Origin of the sequence: Streptomyces prunicolor (assembly GCF_045162825.1) — a bacterium.
Lineage (GTDB): Bacteria > Actinomycetota > Actinomycetes > Streptomycetales > Streptomycetaceae > Streptomyces > Streptomyces prunicolor.
This window is the reverse complement of sequence record NZ_CP108676.1, coordinates 150,036-167,202: the sequence shown is the minus strand read 5'-3', so window position 1 is coordinate 167,202 and position 17,167 is coordinate 150,036. Positions and strand designations below refer to the sequence as shown.

15 protein-coding genes are annotated in these 17,167 nt (G+C 72.0%); 8 read left to right on the top strand and 7 right to left on the bottom strand.

The genetic code is table 11. The features are described from left to right. Nucleotides 1–244: 244 nt before the first annotated feature. Nucleotides 245–2,410 (bottom strand): CATRA conflict system CASPASE/TPR repeat-associated protein, encoded by a 2,166-nt coding sequence (locus OG588_RS00735; RefSeq protein ID WP_405945549.1) that lies wholly within the window; start codon nucleotides 2,408–2,410, stop codon nucleotides 245–247. Between the two features lie 59 nt (nucleotides 2,411–2,469). On the opposite strand from OG588_RS00735, the gene OG588_RS00730 reads away from it, so the two are divergent. From OG588_RS00730 to OG588_RS00720, 3 genes are all read left to right on the top strand, one after another. Further along, on the top strand, nucleotides 2,470–2,823 hold the full coding sequence (locus tag OG588_RS00730; RefSeq protein WP_405945548.1) for a CATRA system-associated protein: 354 nt from the start codon (nucleotides 2,470–2,472) through the stop codon (nucleotides 2,821–2,823). A 68-nt stretch (nucleotides 2,824–2,891) separates the two neighbouring features. Next, entirely contained in the window at nucleotides 2,892–3,704 is an 813-nt protein-coding gene (locus OG588_RS00725; protein ID WP_405945547.1) for a CHAT domain-containing protein, read from the top strand. A 486-nt stretch (nucleotides 3,705–4,190) separates the two neighbouring features. Next, on the top strand, nucleotides 4,191–5,045 hold the full coding sequence (locus OG588_RS00720; protein ID WP_405945546.1) for an MHYT domain-containing protein: 855 nt from the start codon (nucleotides 4,191–4,193) through the stop codon (nucleotides 5,043–5,045). Nucleotides 5,046–5,167: 122 nt separating this feature from the next. Here OG588_RS00720 and OG588_RS00715 read toward each other — a convergent pair whose 3' ends face one another. Then, a complete protein-coding gene (locus OG588_RS00715) occupies nucleotides 5,168–6,187 on the bottom strand; it encodes a hypothetical protein (RefSeq protein WP_405945545.1) in 1,020 nt (339 codons plus the stop codon). Nucleotides 6,188–6,345: 158 nt separating this feature from the next. Between OG588_RS00715 and OG588_RS00710 the strand changes: the two genes are divergently transcribed. Further along, the gene (locus OG588_RS00710) at nucleotides 6,346–7,233 is read left to right on the top strand and encodes a helix-turn-helix domain-containing protein (protein WP_405945544.1); all 888 of its coding nucleotides are present in this window, start codon (nucleotides 6,346–6,348) and stop codon (nucleotides 7,231–7,233) included. Nucleotides 7,234–7,379: 146 nt separating this feature from the next. Continuing rightward, complete coding sequence (locus OG588_RS00705) at nucleotides 7,380–8,345, top strand: SMP-30/gluconolactonase/LRE family protein (RefSeq protein ID WP_405945543.1); 966 nt, start codon at nucleotides 7,380–7,382, stop codon at nucleotides 8,343–8,345. Between the two features lie 39 nt (nucleotides 8,346–8,384). Here the strand turns inward: OG588_RS00705 and OG588_RS00700 are convergent, their stop codons facing one another. Both OG588_RS00700 and OG588_RS00695 read right to left on the bottom strand, forming a co-directional pair. Beyond that, entirely contained in the window at nucleotides 8,385–10,226 is a 1,842-nt protein-coding gene (locus OG588_RS00700; RefSeq protein ID WP_405945542.1) for an MFS transporter, read from the bottom strand. Further along, a complete protein-coding gene (locus tag OG588_RS00695) occupies nucleotides 10,223–10,663 on the bottom strand; it encodes a MarR family winged helix-turn-helix transcriptional regulator (RefSeq protein WP_405945541.1) in 441 nt (146 codons plus the stop codon). Before OG588_RS00695 ends, OG588_RS00700 begins: the two co-directional genes overlap by 4 nt. A gap of 72 nt (nucleotides 10,664–10,735) precedes the next feature. Between OG588_RS00695 and OG588_RS00690 the strand changes: the two genes are divergently transcribed. The 3 genes from OG588_RS00690 (at nucleotide 10,736) to OG588_RS00680 (ending at nucleotide 13,491) form a co-directional block, all read left to right on the top strand. Next, a complete protein-coding gene (locus OG588_RS00690; RefSeq protein WP_405945540.1) occupies nucleotides 10,736–11,614 on the top strand; it encodes a PfkB family carbohydrate kinase in 879 nt (292 codons plus the stop codon). 83 nt (nucleotides 11,615–11,697) lie between these two features. Beyond that, entirely contained in the window at nucleotides 11,698–11,892 is a 195-nt protein-coding gene (locus tag OG588_RS00685; protein ID WP_405945539.1) for a hypothetical protein, read from the top strand. A 132-nt stretch (nucleotides 11,893–12,024) separates the two neighbouring features. Then, on the top strand, nucleotides 12,025–13,491 hold the full coding sequence (locus tag OG588_RS00680) for an FAD-binding protein (protein WP_405945538.1): 1,467 nt from the start codon (nucleotides 12,025–12,027) through the stop codon (nucleotides 13,489–13,491). Nucleotides 13,492–13,510: 19 nt separating this feature from the next. Here the strand turns inward: OG588_RS00680 and OG588_RS00675 are convergent, their stop codons facing one another. Genes OG588_RS00675 through OG588_RS00665 form a run of 3 tightly spaced genes read right to left on the bottom strand, consistent with a single transcriptional unit; the run spans nucleotide 13,511 to nucleotide 17,120 of the window. After that, complete coding sequence (locus tag OG588_RS00675) at nucleotides 13,511–14,812, bottom strand: LuxR C-terminal-related transcriptional regulator (RefSeq protein ID WP_405945537.1); 1,302 nt, start codon at nucleotides 14,810–14,812, stop codon at nucleotides 13,511–13,513. A 30-nt stretch (nucleotides 14,813–14,842) separates the two neighbouring features. Then, entirely contained in the window at nucleotides 14,843–16,288 is a 1,446-nt protein-coding gene (locus OG588_RS00670) for an ATP-binding protein (RefSeq protein WP_405945536.1), read from the bottom strand. Between the two features lie 46 nt (nucleotides 16,289–16,334). Then, entirely contained in the window at nucleotides 16,335–17,120 is a 786-nt protein-coding gene (locus OG588_RS00665; protein ID WP_405945535.1) for an SDR family NAD(P)-dependent oxidoreductase, read from the bottom strand. Nucleotides 17,121–17,167: the final 47 nt, after the last annotated feature.

Here is a 17,167-nt window from a genome sequence, read left to right as displayed (position 1 = left end):
CGCACCGCACGGATCCAGACGTTTCCAGTGTGTTCCAGGACCCCGGACGGCCGGACGGATCCGCGTGTTTGCCTGCGGTTTCCACGCCGAGGGGATATCGCCCCTCGGCCGGCCGCAGGAGGACGACAGCCGTGCAGACCCACTGAACACCACGCAGCCGCACTCGACTCCGGCCCTCCACGCACACAGGGGAGACGTGGGGGGCCGGTCGCGGCTCAGGTGATGTCGTGAGACAGGTCGCGGTTCAGAGGCTGTCGTGGCGGCGGACGCAGTCGAGCACGGTGGTGGCTGCCGAAGCCCAGGTGTAGCGGGCGGCCATGTGGTCGCGGAGTTTCGCGGCATCATCGAACGCGGCCTCCGGATTGCGTACGACGGAGTGGATGGCCTGCGCCCACGTCTCGACGTCGGCCTTGCGGCGGCCCCGCGTCGCCTCCACGTCCACCACGGCGCGTGCCGCGGCCGGTGTTCCCTGAGCGCGGAGCAGCATGCCCAGTCCGCTGCGGCCGCTCACCAGCACCGGTACCCCGCAGGCGATCGCCTCCGCGCCCGCGAGGCCGAACGCCTCCGCCCGGGAGGGCATCAGGACCAGACTGGCCCGCGCGAGGTCGTTCCTGATCCGCCGGGGATCGGCGGAGTAACGGCGGGGATGCACGTCCACGGCGGAGTTGCCGAGCCACTTCTCCACCCGGACCGCCAGCTCCGCGGACTCGTCGGCCGGCACTCCCCGCACGAACAGATGCCACGAACCGGGTCCCTCCGCCCGGGAACTCGCCTTGCCCAGTGCCCGGGCGGCGATGTCTAGCCCCTTCAGATCGGCGTCCGCCAGCCGGCCCAGCAGCAGGATCTGCGGAATCTCCTCCGGCCGGGGCCGGATCACCGGTGTCCCGCCGTCGAAACCGGGGTCGACGCGTACGGGCGCGGCCAGATCCCGGTACTCGGGCGTCCGCAGATGCGGCAACAGGGCTCGCTCCAGCCGGAGGCCGACCGGCATCGGGTGCAGGGCGCCCCGGCAGAGCCGCAGCTCCAGATCCGTACGGTCCTCGGCGCGCGCCGCCAAGTCCCCTTCGGCGTGCGGCTTGTGGGCCTCGGCCTGGTCGGGTTCGACGTGCAGGAAGTGCAGCCGCTCGGCGTTCTTGAAGTACCGCTCGACCAGCGCCTTGGCCGGCGGCCCCGTGACCCTGCCGTGTCCGATGACGACATCGGGCACGAACCCGTCGTCGAACACCGGCGGTACCGACAGCGCCGCGTCCGTGCTGAGCCCCGGCTGAGCGACATCGATCAACCGGACCCCGTACTCCGCCGCGTCCGCGCGCTCGTCCGGGGTCGCGGCCTCGACCATGACCCGGACGTCCGCGTCCTGCCGGGCGAGGGCGGCGCACAACTTGCTGTTGAACGTGCTCAGTCCACCCCGCGCCGGGAACCACTCGTCGGCGACGACCAGGACGCGCACCCGCTGGTCGGGCCCGCGGCGGGGGCTCGGCAGCGGATCGCCGATCCCGGCCATCCTCAAGTGGGCGAGGATGTCGTTCAGCCAGCCGAGGAACGACGAGGTGAACCGGCGGTCCGCCGCCGCCACGCTCCCGCCGTCGAGGCCCGAACTCTCCAGCGCCTGGCGGGCGTTGTGCCAGCTGCCGTCCACCGAGTCCCGGATGTAGTGGATCTCGGCCGTCGACGGCAGCTCCCGGTCCTCGCCCCCGTCGGGCGTCCGCATCCTGGCCAGCGGCTTCGTCGTCCCGGTGGCCCTGGCCTGCATCAGCCAACGGTAGGTTCTGTGCTGGTGGCGGATCGCCGTCATGTGCATCAGATGGCGGACGAAGTGCGGCATCTCCGGGTGACCGCCGCCGTCCGACCAGGCCCAGGCGCCGAGCTGCCCGTCCGCACCGGTCCGGCCGAGCAGCCGCAACACCCGCCGTGCGTCATCCTCGTCGCCCCGCTCCGGCTCCAACACGTCGGCGTCACCCGGCGTTTGGGCCGGAGCCTTGCCCAACTCCAGGGTCACCGCGCCCAGATGACACGCCCCGAGCGGGCCGATGATCGTCTCCACCCGCTCACGCAACCCGGACCACTCCCGGTCCGGACCGGCGCCGAGCAGCACCGACAGATTGAGGATCTGCCGGTGGCGTCGCACGATGGCCTGGTCGAGCCGGTCGGCGGACTGCACACCCGCCACCACGACCGAGCCGTGCGCGGCCGGACCGGACAGCACGTCCGGCATGTCCACCGGCAGCGAGGCGTACAACTCCCGCTCACCGCGCTGCAGTTCGCGAAAACGCCCCCACATCGCCCGGACCGAGGCCACCCCCTCCTCGGCGTGGGCGCCGTCCAGCGGGACGAAGACATGGACCGCGACCTCGTGCTCCGTGACCTGATCCGCCGTGACCTCACGCTCCGTCAATTCGTCTTCGGGCACGCGCCGATACACCCCCGCCCCGCCGCGCCGCTCCCGGCGCACTCGCTTCAGTTGAGCCCATGCAGTGTAGGGCGGATTCACCCGGTACGGGCATGGAAGCGGCGTTGCTCGCCCGGGCCCGCGAATTGCTCGACGACCTCCCCGAGTGGCGGCTTCCGCACGCCGTTTGGTCCCGTCCCGCCGCCGCCGTCGAGGCACTCGCGGCGGCGTACGACACGGGGAACGGGCTCGCGCTTCAAGTCGCCGTCGCCCGGCTCGAAGTACTCAGCCCGAACAGGGTGGATCGCATCGTCGACCCGGCCGACGTCCCGCCGCCGGAGCCTCTGCAGGAGCAGGTCACGGCCTTGGTGCACATGATCGCCGAGTCGGGGGAGAGCACGAGGGGGGAAGGCGGCGGCGACGAGGGCCGGTGAGATGAGAGCGCCGGGGTCGGTGACGCGGTCGGTGTATCGCCGGGTGCGTGTGGCCTTGGCCTTACGGCGTGTCCGCGGGCGGTGGGATGGCCGGTGTTGAGGCAGGGCCGCCGAGCCCGGTGAAGTCGTCGCTGTACCGGCGCCTGCGTCTGGCCCTGGCGCTGTGGCGCGCCCGCCGGGCGACCACTGACGGCCGTTTCCCGCGCCGTACGGACCGGGCCGTCGGCCTTGTGGAGGCCGCCCTCGGGTATGCCGGACGGGAGGACAGAGTGACGCTGCTGGAGGGGATCGCCGCGCTGCACGCCGAGTCCGCCCGGCGCGGTGGAGGCGCGGCCGAGGGGGCGCGGGCGGTGGCGGCGCTACGCCGGGCCCTGTCCGACGCGGGACCGGACGAGGCGCTGATCCTCGCGCAACTCGCCGAATCGCAGGCCACGTTGTCCGCGATGACGGACGACACCGGGCTGCTGCGGGAGGCCGTCGCCACCGCGCGCCGGGCGGCGGACCGGGCTCCGGACGACCCGCTGACCCGGATCATGCCGGACCTGGATCTGACGTTCGCCGAGATCGCCGCGCGCCGCGGCGGCTGGGGCCGGCTCGGGTACCTCTCGGCGTGCGAGACGACGTACACGCCCCGCACCCTCGCGGACGAGGCGATCCACCTCACGTCCGCGTTCCTGCTCGTCGGGTTCTCCGGGGTGATCGGCACCCTGTGGCGAGTACCGGACGCCGTCGCCGAGACGACGGCCCGCGTGTTCTACGACGCGCTGGACACGACCCGTGACGAACCTGCCGTAGCGCCGGCCCGTACGGCGCGACTGGTCCGCGTCCACTACGGCGACGCCCCGGCCGCCTGGTCGGCCCATCACCACGTCGGCATCTGAACCGTCCGACTTCCCTGGCGTTCACCCTGAGTTGTCCGCGTCCCGAACTCCCCTTCGTGGTGGGCTTTGTGCGCAGTCATGGCGAAGTATCGATTCGGCTAACACCTATCCAGTTTGTGCAGAAAATGTGTGCAGCTCGTGATTGAATCATGCACAACTCGGCCAGGTGGCCAGATCTCGACCGCTCGGTTCCCCGTGTCCTGTCGTACGTCAGCAGGATGTCCGCGCGCTCGTGCAGGTCAGTCCGCCCGGCCGAGCCGGTACGAACGTGCGGCAGGGGCGGGAGTGGTCGATCCGCGAGCGCCCCTGCCGTAGCGCACCCTGTGTCCCCGCGCCCCTCCCGACCGGAGGCCCGAACACCGGCCCGTGCCCGGCACGACCCGCGCCCCGCCGCGGTCCGCCGGACGGGAGCGTGCGCCACGTCACCGTGCCGGCACACCGCGACTGCGCTGCCGTCCGCCGGTACGTACGTGAAGGGAACCGTCCATGACCGTCTCAGCCTCCGCCGCCACCGTCTCCGACTTCTACTACGGCGCGGTGACCCCCGTCGCCGCCTATCTGATGGCGTGCCTGGGAGCGGCCCTCGGGCTGCGCTGCACGACCCGTTCGCTGCGCCGCCCGCAGCACAGAGCCCGCTGGCTGGCGCTGGGTGCCGTCTCGATCGGCTGCGGCATATGGACCATGCACTTCATCGCGATGATCGGCTTCAGCGTCGAGGGCGCGCTGGTCAACTACGACGCCACGAAGACCCTGTTGAGCCTCCTCGTGGCCATCGCGGTGGTCGCCGTAGGAGTGTTCCTCGTCGGCTACCGGGGCGGCTCACCGCTGAACCTGGGCGTGGCCGGTACGGTCACCGGGCTCGGTGTGGCGGCCATGCACTACCTCGGGATGGCCGCCATCCACACGAACGGCACCCTCCACTACGACACCGCGACCGTGGCGCTCTCCATCGTGATCGCCGTGGCCGCCGCCACCGCGGCACTGTGGGCGGCCGTCTCCATCCATGCGCTGTGGGCGAGCCTCGGCGCGAGCCTGGTGATGGGCGTGGCCGTGACCGGTATGCACTACACCGGCATGGCCGCGGTCTCCGTCCATCTCACGAACGTGGCCGGAGCCTCGCAGTCCTCGGCCGACCTGGTCGCCTTCCTCCTGGTCATGCTCGCCGGCCCGCTCTTCGTCCTGCTGGTCGCCGCCGTGATCGTCATGTTCGACCCCGACATGATGCTCGGCGAGACCGAGGCGGAGGCGTCGGTGCCCATGCCCACCCCGATGTTCGGTGGCGACTCGGTGTTCCCGGCGAGGGAGTCGGCCCAGCCGTCGCAGAGCCGTACATCCTGGTGATCCGACGTCGACACCGCGAACGGGCCTACGGCCGCCCGGGCCTCGTCCCGGGCGGGTGCCAGCCGGGAGTCGCCGCCGGACGGCTGCGGATCACGGATGCCGAACCGCCGTACAGGCAGGCCTTACCGCACCTCTGCCCAAGCGGCCACGAGTTCCGGGACGTACACCGTCGCCTGCACCTCCGTGCACGCGCGGACCTCGGCGAACAGGGGGTGCAGTCGCTCCCGGCTGTCGATGAGGCTCGCCTGGAGCCAGACGTCCTCGAACGACGTGGCGCGTCCGCCGAGTTCGGCCACGGCGAGGGCGCGCTCCGCGTCGGCGATGCTCATCTCCGCGCCGGCGAGCCCGGACCGGTCGAGACCGATGCCCACGCGCGCGTCGTCGCCGCCCAGGTTGATCACGCGGTTGGCCAGGTCGGCCGGGTCGACCCGCTGGGTGACGGCGACCATGAGCTGCCCGCTCAGGCCGCAGGAGACCCTTCCGGGAAGCTGTCTCGCCGCACGCTGCAGCAGGCCGAGGTGTCCTTGCGCGGCCCATGGGGCGGCGGGTGTGCACAGGGCGCGGAAATCGCCGTCGGGGTCGAATCCGAGTTCACGGGCGATCTCGGCGGCGTGCTCGCGGGGTGCCCCGCCGGTGCGGAGCAGTTCGAGGAAGCGTTGCCGCAGACCGGCCTCGCGCCCGTACCGAGACCCGGCCTCGTCCGCGAACGCGTCCGCGACGACACCGCTCACCGACTGCACCCACGCCCACAGGGGCGCGACCAGCTCGACCGCGGTGTCCTCGGCCGCCGTACCCCGCGCCGCGACGCGCAGTTCGTCCCACAGCCGACGGGCCCCGATGTGAAAGGTCGCGAGCGCGTCCTGGACGGGCAGGCCGTAGTAGGCCCGCCTGCGTGACTCGGACTGGAACTCCAGCAGCTGCTCGGCCGTCGGCTCCACATCCAGGGCGAGACCCCGCAGGAGGGCTTGGAGCCGGCTGCGCACGGTCCGGCGTTGCTCGGCCAGTGGGAACGCCGCGTACGAGGGGAGCTCGCGCCTGATGTCGTCGGTGACGACGACGCTGAGCTCCTCGATGCGCGACAGCAGGGACTCGCACAGCACGCGCAGCGGATGTCCGTCGGGCCGGACCGGGGAGGAAGTCACGCCGCCACTGTCGAATCGACAAAGAGTCCGTGTCAATCCTTCTCACGCTGAGTGACAGGTGCGGGTCGCGTGCCGAGCGGTTCGATGAGCCTGATCCGCCGTTGCCTACCCGGAGTTGGGTCAGGCTGGGCGCGTGACGGCTGACCATACTGAGTTTCGTGAAAGGGAAAACGCAGCTCGGGGAATTTCTGCAGGCCCGGCGTTCCCACCTCCGTCCTGAGGACGTCGGGGTGGCCACGTACGGGGAGCGGCGGCGCGTGCCCGGGCTCCGGCGCGAGGAGTTGGCGCTGCTCGCCGGGGTGAGCGTCTCGTACTACACGCGGCTGGAACAGGGACAGGCGCCGAGCGCCTCGCCCGAGGTGCTGGACGCGCTGGCCTTCGCCCTGCGGCTCGACGAGCCCGAGCGGCGCTATCTGCACGACCTGGCCCGCGCGGGCAGACAACGCCCGCGAGGCCGGCGGCCCGCGCCGGAACAGGTGACGGAGGAACACGCCCAACTGCTGGACGTCCTGGGGGACGCGCCCACGCTCCTGCTCGGCCGATGCGGCGACGTGCTGGCGTGGAACCGCCTGGGACACGCGCTGTTCGCCGGTCATGTGGACCCCGACGCCCCGGACCGGTCGGACCGGCGGCCGAACATGGCCCGGCTGGTGTTCCTGGACCCGCACACCCGCGACCTGTACGCGGACTGGCCGAGCAAGGCGAGGGCGGTGGTGGGGCACCTGCGTCTGGTGGCGGGACGGTTCCCCGACGACGTGGTGCTGCACGCGCTGGTGGGTGAACTGAGCGCCAAGAACGCCGAGTTCGCCGCGATGTGGGCCGACCACCGGGTCAAGTCGCACATGCTCGCCTCGTACGAGATGCGCCATCCGCTGGTGGGCCCGCTCACGGTCGTCCAGCAGACCCTCGGTCTCGGACGCGGCACCAGCGTCGTGGTCGTCACCACCCCGGCGGGCTCGTCCTCGCGGGCGGCACTGGCCCTGCTGGCCCAGGCCACCGTACCGACCGAGCCGGCGCGGACACCTGCCCGGGCCGCCACGGACTGACCCACCGCGCTCGCCGACTTCTCACCCGCCAGGCGCACTTCACGGCTTCGAGCCCGCTCCCCGCACCACCGCGTCGGCACGGCGCTGCCGTATGCCCGAAAACCACTGACCACAGAACCGACGAACCCATCCCAAGGAGCCGACCCATGCTCAAGAAGCTCACCAAGTCCGCCCTGTCCGCGACCGTCGTCGTCGCGGCCGCCGCCGTGACGCTCGGCCCGGCCCCCGCCTCGGCAGTCTCCGCGCCGCTGAGTGATGCCCGGATCGCGCGCCACTTCGACCTGGCCAAGGGGCAGACGCCGGAGAACGTCGTGCTCGCTCCGGACGGCAGCGCCTACGTCACCTTCGCCGCCGCCCGCCAGATCGCGCGGCTCTCGCCCGACGGCACCACACAGATCCTGGCCACCTTGCCCGCGCCCACGGACGGCGGAGTCCACACCCCGGTCCTGGGCTTCGCCCTGACCTCCGGCATCGTCCGGGCCGCCGACGGCACCCTGTACTTCCTGTACGCCACCGGCACCGCCGACCTCACCGGCGTCTGGCGGCTGCGTCCCGGCGGCACACCGGAGCGGATCGCCGCGCTGCCCGCGGACGGGCTGCCCAACGGCCTTGCCCTGGAGGCCCGTTCACACACCCTCTACGCCACCGACTCCGTACGCGGCACCGTCTGGAAGGTGCCTGTCTCCGGCGGCATACCCACCGCATGGTCCACCGCCCCCGAACTGGCGTCGAACGGTTTCCTCGGCGCCAACGGACTGAAGATCCGGGGCGGGGCGCTCTGGGTCACGAACCTCGACCGGGGCACCGTCCTGCGCGTTCCCGTCCTGCGGGACGGTCGCGCGGGCAGCGTCCGGACCGAGGTCACCGGCCTGCCGGGAATCGACGACTTCACCTTCACCGGCCGCGGCGACCAGCTGCTGGCCACCCTCAACGGTTCGAGCGAGGTCGTGCTCGTCGAGCCGCACGGCAGCCCCACCACGGTCCTGACCGCGGCCGACGGTCTGCAGAACCCCACGTCGATCGCCCTGCGCGGCGACACCGCCTACGTCCTGAGCGCGGCCTACGTCACCGCCGAGGACCCCAACCTGGTACTCGCCCACCTGAACCACTGACCACTCCGGCAGACCGGGCGCGTCGCGCCAACTCGGGCCCTACGACGCCCCGTTCGGCCCCGCCTGCGAGGTCTTGGGCGTCTCCGCCGGGGCAGGCGGCCGATCCGCCGGTGTCGGTTCGGGTTCCGGGTCGGGCTGGTGGCCGCCGCGCAGGGCCGAGGCGACCGCGGAGACCAGGGCCATGCCCGCGGCCACGCTGAAGACGATGGTCAGGCCGTGGTGGAACGGGCCCGAGACCAGCCGGGGGAAGAACGTGTGGCCGGTCAGGACGGCACGCTGGGCCGCGGTGACGTGGTCGAGGGTGCCGTTGGACGCGAGCAGGTGCTGGATCGGGTTGTTGCCGAGGAACGTGGCGAACAGCGTGCTCACCGGCGGCAGCGACGCCGCCTGCTCGGCCGCGCCGGTCGGTACGCCGTGCGCCTGGAGTCCCTGGCTCAGCGTCCTGGGCAGCGAGGATGCGAGGCCGGACACCATCAGGGAGAAGAACACCCCGATGGACAGGGCCGTGCCCGAGTTCTGGAACGTGGAGCGCATGCCCGAGGCGACACCCCGGTACTCGCTCGGCACGCTTCCCATGATGGACGAGGTGTTCGGCGCGGAGAACATGCCCTGGCCCAGGCCGTTGAGCAGCAGCAGTGCCGCGAACATGCCGTAGTCGAAGTCGATGGGCAGCGCGAGCAGACCGAGGAAGGACAGCGCCACGACGACCAGCCCGACCGTCGAGAACATCCGGGCGCCGAACCGGTCCGACAGATAGCCCGAGATGGGCCCGGCGATGAGGAAGCCGACCGTGAGCGGCAGCATGAAGATGCCCGCCCACAGCGGGGTGTCCTCGTAGTCGTAGCCGTGCAACGGCAGCCAGATGCCCTGTAGCCAGATGATCAGCATGAACTGCAGCCCGCCCCGCGCGATCGCGGTGAGCAGGGCGGCCAGGTTGCCCGCGGCGAAGGCGCGCACCTTGAACAGGGCCAGGTTGAACATCGGTTCGGCGATGTGCGTCTCGACGTAGCAGAAGACCAGCAGGAGTACGACGCCGCCGATCAGGCCGCTGAGGACCCACGGGTTTCCCCAGCCGGTGGCGCTGCCGCCGTAGGGCTGGATGCCGTAGGTGATGCCCGCGAGGAGGATTCCGGCGCCCGCCGCGAAGGTGAGGTTGCCCAGCCAGTCGATGCGGCCGGGGCGGCCCGCCGAGGTCTCGCGCAGGCTCAGGTACGACCAGATCGTGCCGGTGATGCTGATCGGCACGCTCACCCAGAACACCGCGCGCCAGTCGACGACGGCCAGCAGCCCACCGGCGAGAAGGCCGAGGAACTGGCCGGCGAGGGCGGTGATCTGATTGATGCCGAGGGCCATTCCGCGCTGCCGGGCGGGGAAGGCGTCGGTGAGGATCGCGGCCGAGTTGGCGGTGAGCATGGAACCGCCGAAGGCCTGCACGACGCGCCACAGGATCAGCCACATCGCACCCGCCCCCGCGCGGAACGGGTCCAGGGACAGCGCGACGGACGCGCACGCGAAGATCAGGAAGCCGATGTTGTAAATCTTCACCCGGCCGAACATGTCACCGAGCCGGCCGAGCACCACGACCAGTACCGCCGAGACCAGCAGATAGCCCAGGATCATCCAGAGCAGATAGCCGATGTTGCCCGGCGCCAGCGGATCGAGGCCGATGCCGCGGAAGATCGCGGGCAGCGAGATGATCACGATCGAGGCGTCCATCGTGGCGATGAGCACGCCGAGCGTGGTGTTCGACAGCGCGACCCACTTGTAGTTCGGCCCGACGGGAGTGTCCTTACGACGCCCCGAGCGCACGGCGCCCAGCAGCGACGGCCGACCACCCCCGTTCCCCTGTCCTTCGCCGGGTATGTGCGCGCGCTCGGTCACAGTCGCTCCGCCAGTCGGTCGAGGAGGGGCAGGGCCGCGGCGAGGGTCGCGCGCTCCTCCGCGGTGAACTCGTCGAGGACGGCCCCGAGCCGGTTGACCGCCGCCGAGCGCCGCTCGGCCAGCACGGCGCGCCCCTCGTCCGTGATCGCCAGGATGCTCCGCCGCCCGTCCGCGGCATCGGGGCTACGACGGACCAGCCCGCGCTGTTCGAGCAGCGCGAGAGTGCTCGCCATGGCCTGCGGACGTACCCGCTCCGCCTCGGCGAGGGACGTCGGCGACTCGGAACCGTCGCGGGCGAGCCGGGCCAGGACCGACACTCCGGAGAGCGACACGTCCCCCACGGCGTGCGCCTGGCGCAGGCGCCGTGTCAGCCGGCCCACCGCGAGTCGTAGCTCGGTCGCGAGCCGGGCAGTGTCATTCGGACTGTCCGCCTTCATGGGTGCTAACACTAGATTTATCAGCCTGGACTGCTCAACCAATTGTTAGTAAATGGCGCGAGGAGGTTGTCGGTGGAGAGAGGACACCCCACGGGGCTGTTCGTCGGTCTGTGCACCCTGGACGTCATCCAGCTCGTGGACCACGCACCGGGCTCGAACGAGAAACTCACGGCCCAGGAGCAGGTCGTTGCGGCGGGTGGCCCGGCGGCCAACGCGGCTGTCGCCTTCAGCCACTTGGGCGGCACGGCCACACTCCTGACCGCAATTGGCGCCCACCCGTTGGGAGTTGGGGTCGCGGCCGACCTGAACGCCCTGGGCGTGACCGTCCACGACCTGGCCGCCCGATCGGCGCAGCCGCCCGCCGTCTCCTCCGTCCTGGTGACCGCGTCCACCGGAGAACGCGCCGTCGCCTCGACCAACGCGACGGCACACCGACTCACCCCGCCCGACGACCTCGATGCGCTGGTGGCGGCCTGCGACATCGTCGAGTTCGACGGGCATCACAGGGAACTGGCTGTGGCGGCGGCCCGCTCCGCACGTGCCCTCGGCCGTAAGACCCTTCTCGACGGCGGGAGTTGGAAGCCCGGCACCGAGGACCTGCTGCCGTTCATCGACGTCGCCGTCTGTTCGGCGGACTTCCACCCACCCGGCACGAGCACACCGGCGGACACGCTGCGCTTCCTGCGGGGACGAGGGGTTGCCTGGGCGGCGGTGAGCGGGGGAGCGGACCCCGTCGTCTGGGCGGGCCCGGGCGGCGAGGGCACGGTGGACGTGCCGTCGGTGGAGGTGGCGGACACGGTGGGTGCGGGTGATGTTCTGCACGGGGCTCTCGCGTATTACCTCGTGGGAGGCCGCCTGACCTCGGAAGGCTTTGCCGAGGCGCTGAGCGGAGCAGCCGTGGTGGCCGCACGGGCATGTGCCTCGTTCGGCACGCGCGCGTGGATGCGCTAGGGCTGGCCCGGTTTGCCCCACACCTGAGAAGATCATCAGGAACGTACGTGTCACGGGACCGTACGCGAACAGGGGTGGGAAACATGATCGGTGCAGTTCTGCTAGGCCTCGTGGTGCTCCTCATCGGCGGGTGCGCGTGTGTGTTCTGGGCCGAGCGCGGCGGGCCCCGCTGGGCCCGTGTCGTGGCGACCGTGACCCTCTCCGTGAGCGAACTCCTGCGCAGCTCCGACAAGAAGCGCCGGTGGGGCCAGAACTCGAGCAGTCAGGGCGACGACTAGCGAGGCCGGGTCGGCGCGGCAGGTGCTGAACCGGTCGGGGAACTCGCCGGGACGGAACCCTTCTCCGGACCCCAACATGCCTAGACTGAGCCGTCGTTGATCGTTTCAGCCGGACGGTCTCAGGAGGACCACATGCCCCGCACCCCGTCTCGACGCACCGCTCTGCGCGGCCTGGTCGCAGGCTCAGCCGTGGTGATCGGCTTCGATCCCTTCACGCGCAGCTGGGCGGTGACCGACACCGGCCGACCGCTCACCGGCCTCCCCCATCTGGACGGGACGCTCCACACCGACGACGCCTCGCTCGGCGCGGACGCCGACGACTTCGGGCACATCGTGCACCGGCGTCCGGCCGCGGTGCTGCGACCCGGCTCGGTGCGGGACGTCGTCGCGATGGTGCGGTTCTGTAATCTGCACGGACTCAAGGTGGCGCCGCGCGGACAGGGCCACGGGACGAACGGACAGGCGCAGGTCGAGGGCGGCCTGATCATCGAGACCGGGCCGCTCGCCTCCATCGGCCCGGTACGGACGGGGAGTTCACGCGTCACGGTCGGCGCGGGCGCCAAGTGGAGCGACGTCGCCAAGGCGGCCATCGCCCACGGTCTGACCCCGCCCGTCTTCACCGACTACCTCGAACTCTCCGTCGGCGGCACCCTCTCCGTCGGCGGCCTCGGCGGCCAGAGCCACCAGCAGGGAGCCCAGGTCGACAACGTCCTCGAACTCGAAGTCGTCACCGGAGCAGGGGAGTTGCTCCGCTGCTCCCCGACCCGCCACCCCGACCTCTTCCACGCCGTGCTCGCCGGCCTGGGCCAGTGCGCGGTGATCGTCGGCGCCACCCTGCGCCTGGTCCCGGCCCCGGAGACCGTACGGCACTACCTCCTGCCGTACGACGACCTCCAGACCTTCCTCGACGACCAGCAACTCCTCGCCACCGAGGGGCGTTTCGCCTATCTGGAGGGCCAGGTCGGCGCGGACACCGCCGGGGCCTTCAACCAGTTCGCCATCGAGGCCGTCGCCTACGGTCCGCCGGTGGGGGACACCCCCGACGACGCGGTTCTCCTGCGGGGGCTGCGCCACGTCGCGTCCGGCGCGCAGATCACCGACCTCGGCTACTACGACTTCCTCGACCGGCTCGCCGCCTCCGTCGCCGCCCTGAAGGAAGCGGGCCTGTGGGCCTACGCCCACCCCTGGCTCAACGTGGTCATGCCGGGCCGTAGAACGGCGGAGGTGGCCGGCAGCCTGCTGGACGCGCTCACCCCGGCCGACCTGGGACCCGGCGTCGTCCTCCTGTATCCCCTGCTGCGCGAGCATCTCCGCACGCCGCTGCTGCGGATGCCCGACGACCCGATGCCCTACCTGTTCGCGGTGCTCCGGGCCGCGCCGCCCGAGGACACCGCGACCGTGGAGCGACTGCTGGCCGCCAACCGGTCCGCGTACGAGACGGTCCGGGCGGCCGGTGGCACCCAGTACCCGGTCGGCTCGATCCCCTTCCAACGCGCCGACTGGAAGCGGCACTTCGGGCCGGAGTGGCGCCGGTTCGCCGAGGCGCGGAAGACGTACGACCCGAAGGGGATCCTGGTGCCGGGGCAGGGCATCTTCTGAGCTGAGCACCCCCGCCGTTCTAGTCGGGCGGCAGGTCCGCCAGCGCGTCGCGCAGCGCGGCGCGGGAGGCCACGCCCAGTTTCGGGAAGAGCTGGTGCAGGTGGGCGGCGACGGTGCGGGGGGAGAGGAAGAGGCGTTCGGCGATCTGTTTGTTGGTGAGGCCGGCCGCCGCGAGGAGGGCGATCTCCCGTTGCTGAGGAGTCAGTGACGCTTGGCCGGTGGCCCCGGCGGCGGTGACGGACAGGCCGGTCGCCCGCAGCTCGTTGCCCGCCCGGGCGGTCCAGGGGCGGGCGCCGAGCCGCTCGAACGTGTCGATGGCGTCGGCGAGTTGGGTGCGCGCCTCCGTGGTGGACTTCAGTCGGCGGAGGCGTTCGCCGTAGGCCAGGCGGACCCGGGCCAGCTCGAAGGGCCAGCGGTCGGTGCCGGGGACGGCGAGCGCCTGCTCGAAGAAGCCGAGCGCTTCCTGGTCGTCGGCGGCGATCGCCGCCGACGCCTTCACGAGCAGGGCGAGCCGCGGCGAGATCGCGGCGACGCCCGCCTCATGTGCGGCCGCTGCGTGGGCCGTTGCCTCCGAGGTCCGGCCCGTTCTGACCGCGGACTCGACGAGATCCATGACGACGAACAGGGCCGGCGGGACGTGCGAGGCCAGCTCGCCCGCGCGGCTGATGGCGCACGCGTGCCGGTAGGCGTCCTCGAACCGGCCCTGGCCGAGCGCGGCGAGCGCCCTCGCGTGCGAGGCGCAGGACAGATAGGAGCCGACACCGCGCGGTGTCGCCCACAGGGTCATCTCGTCCGTGAGGGCCCGGGTGGTGCTCTCGTCGCCGCGGGCGGCGGCGACCAGCGCACGTTGGTACAGGAACTCCGTCGACAGCAGTTGGTAGCTGTGCGCGTCCCCCAGATCCCGGCCCTGTGCGGCCTGTGCCTCCAGCTCGTCCCACTCGCCCGCCGCGAAATGGGCCCGGCCCAGGTACACCAGCCCCTGGATCTCCACGGTGAGCGAGCTGTTGTCCCGCCCGTCGCGGAGCACCCGTCGCAGGGCCGTCCGGCACGCCGGCAACCGGTCCACGTAGAGGGACGTCATGGCGAGCCGGATCACGCGGACCGGGTCGGCCTCCTGGTCCAGGGAGGCGATGGCCTCGTCGAGCTTCCCGAGCGCGGGCGGCGCCGTACGCGCCGGATCGGCCATCGTGCCGACGGTCAGGGCGAGTTGGTCCGGGATCTCCGGTTTCAGCAGGCCGAGCGCCCGGTGCAGCGGCCTCCAGAGTTCCGCGCGCTGGCTGCTCTGGCACAGCCACGCGAGGGTGTACAGCGCGTCGATCATGGTCGGATCGGTGGCGTCGTAAGGCTGGTGCTACATGTCGATCGCGCCGACGAGCAGCCGGTGGGCGGTGTCGAGGTCGCCCTCACCGCTGAGGAGGATGTGGTGTGCCGCCGCGACGGCGGCGACCAACGGCCCCGCCCGACCGCCGTCGGCCAGGCGGGCCTCTTCGAGCAGTCGGGGCACATCACGCAGATCGCCGGTCAGATCCGCGCCGAGATAGGCCGCCTCGGCGATCCGACGGCTGCGTTCGTAGCCGCGCGGGCTCAGCTCGGCGGCGCGCAGCAGCGCGGCGATGGCGCCGCCCGCGTCACCGCGCCGCACGGTGTCGCGCGCCACCGCCTCCAGCAGGCTCGCGACGTCCTCGGTGGGCTCGACCGTGGCATGGGCGAGATGCCAGGCGCGTCGCTCGGGGCGGTCGGCCCAGTACTCCGCGAGGGCGCGATGCACCTCGCGGCGCTGCTCGCTGGTGGCGAGTTCCACGACGGCGGAGCGCGTCAGGGGATGGCGGAACGCCAGCCGTCCGGTGGTCGCGTCCACGAGTCCGGCCCGCTCCGCGTGCGCCAGGTCCTCCATGCCGGTGCCCTGAGGCGTGGCCGCCGCGAGGACGCGCAGATCGCCGGTGCCGTCCAGGACCGCGTACAGCAGGAGCAGCCGGGTGGCGGCGGGCAGGGTCTCGACGCGGGACGCGAACACGGCCTGGAGGCGGTGACTCAACGGCAGCAGTTCGGGCACCGCGGCGCCGGAGCGCTGCGGTGCGGTGAGCGCGACGGGCAGCTCCAGCAGGGCCAGCGGATTGCCCTGCGCCTCCGTCAGCAGGCGCTCACGGACGCGCGGGGCAAGGGACGGGGAACGAGCCTCGATCAGCGCCGCCGCAGCCGTCGTATCGAGAGGCTGTACGTGGTGATGGGGCACTCCGCCGCGCTCGAAGAAGCTTCCTTCCCCCGACCGGTAGGCGCCGAGGAAGCCGACCCGGCTGCCGGCCAGACGGCGGGCGACGAAGCCCAGCACCACGGCGCTGGCACGGTCCAGCCACGGGAGGTCGTCGACGATCACCAGCAACGGGCGGTCCGCGGCGGCCTGGACGAGCAGGGTCAGCGCGGCGTTCGACACCAGCAACTGATCGGACGGCGCGCCCTGGTCCAGGCCCAGCGCGACGCTCAGGGCGGTGCGGTACGGGTCGGTCAGCCCGTCGAGCCCGGCCAGCAGCGGCTGAAGGACCTGGTGGAGACCCGCGAAACTGATGGTGCTCTCGAACTCCACACCGGCGGCCCGCACGACCCGCGTGCCCGCGCCGTGCGCCTGTCCGGCCGCGGCGTCCAGCAACACCGTCTTGCCTACTCCCGCGTCCCCGGACAGCAGCAGCGCCCCGCCGGAGACCATGGCCTCGTCGACGAAACCCCGGACCAGTCCCAGGTCGTGATCGCGCCCGATCAGCTGCTCAGCGGCTCCCGACCGCGGCGGTCCATCCCCGTCCATGTGCATGTCCCTTCCGACCTCCGCACCTTACGCCGGGCCCTGGCCGTCATCTCATGAACAATCCGCCGTTGACGTCGAGGGTCGCGCCGGTGATGTACCCGGTGTCTTCCCCCGTGAGATGTCCCACGAGCGCGGCCACCTCCTCCGGCCGCCCGAACCGGCCCACGGGAATCCGGTCGGCGGCACGTTGCAAGGCCTCGGCCGGGAGATCGTCCATCACGGGCGTCTGTACGGCCGCGGGAGCCACGGCGTTGACGGTGACACCGTGCGGAGCGAGCTCCTGCGCGAAGACCTTGGTCAGCACCAGCACCCCCGCTTTCGCCGCCGCGTAGTGCGGACCGGCGACCAGGCCGCCCTGCTGCCCCGCGAGCGACGCGAGGTTGATGACACGGCCCCAGCCGCGCTCCCGCATCGCCGGTGCGCAGAGGCGGGTGAGGACGAGGACGCTGCGCAGATTGGTGGCCATGAGCGCGTCCCACTCGTCGAGATCGACGTCACACACCGAGCCGGGCGCCGTCCGCGCCGCGTTGTTGACCAGCACGTCGGGGCTGCGCCACGCCGTGGACACCGCCCGCACCGCACGCTGTGTCCCCTCGGGGTCGCTGACGTCGGCGTGCACCGCCATGGCGGAATCCCCGTCGGGATCAAGGGACTTGGCCAGTGCCCGGGCGCCGGTGTCGTCCTGGTCCAGCAGGGCCACCCGCAGGCCGCGGCGGTGCAGTTCGGCGGCGATCGCGGCGCCGATGCCACGGGCTGCGCCGGTGACCAGAGCGACCTTGCGTTCCGCTGCCGGGCGGGTGGTCGGGTCTGCCGAGGGTTGGGGGGCGCCCATCGGTCCGGGGCTCCTTGGGGGCTGGTGCTGGTGTCGGGTGACGTGGG

Excerpts from the sequence above, each read along its gene's own strand:
- OG588_RS00730 (WP_405945548.1), top strand. The coding sequence starts at position 2,470 with ATGCAGTGTAGGGCGGATTCACCCGGTACGGGCATGGAAGCGGCGTTG.
- OG588_RS00720 (WP_405945546.1), top strand. The coding sequence starts at position 4,191 with ATGACCGTCTCAGCCTCCGCCGCCACCGTCTCCGACTTCTACTACGGC.
- OG588_RS00705 (WP_405945543.1), top strand. The coding sequence starts at position 7,380 with ATGCTCAAGAAGCTCACCAAGTCCGCCCTGTCCGCGACCGTCGTCGTC.
- OG588_RS00695 (WP_405945541.1), bottom strand. The coding sequence starts at position 10,663 with ATGAAGGCGGACAGTCCGAATGACACTGCCCGGCTCGCGACCGAGCTA.
- OG588_RS00685 (WP_405945539.1), top strand. The coding sequence starts at position 11,698 with ATGATCGGTGCAGTTCTGCTAGGCCTCGTGGTGCTCCTCATCGGCGGG.
- OG588_RS00680 (WP_405945538.1), top strand. The coding sequence starts at position 12,025 with ATGCCCCGCACCCCGTCTCGACGCACCGCTCTGCGCGGCCTGGTCGCA.
- OG588_RS00675 (WP_405945537.1), bottom strand. The coding sequence starts at position 14,812 with ATGATCGACGCGCTGTACACCCTCGCGTGGCTGTGCCAGAGCAGCCAG.
- OG588_RS00670 (WP_405945536.1), bottom strand. The coding sequence starts at position 16,288 with ATGGACGGGGATGGACCGCCGCGGTCGGGAGCCGCTGAGCAGCTGATC.
- OG588_RS00665 (WP_405945535.1), bottom strand. The coding sequence starts at position 17,120 with ATGGGCGCCCCCCAACCCTCGGCAGACCCGACCACCCGCCCGGCAGCG.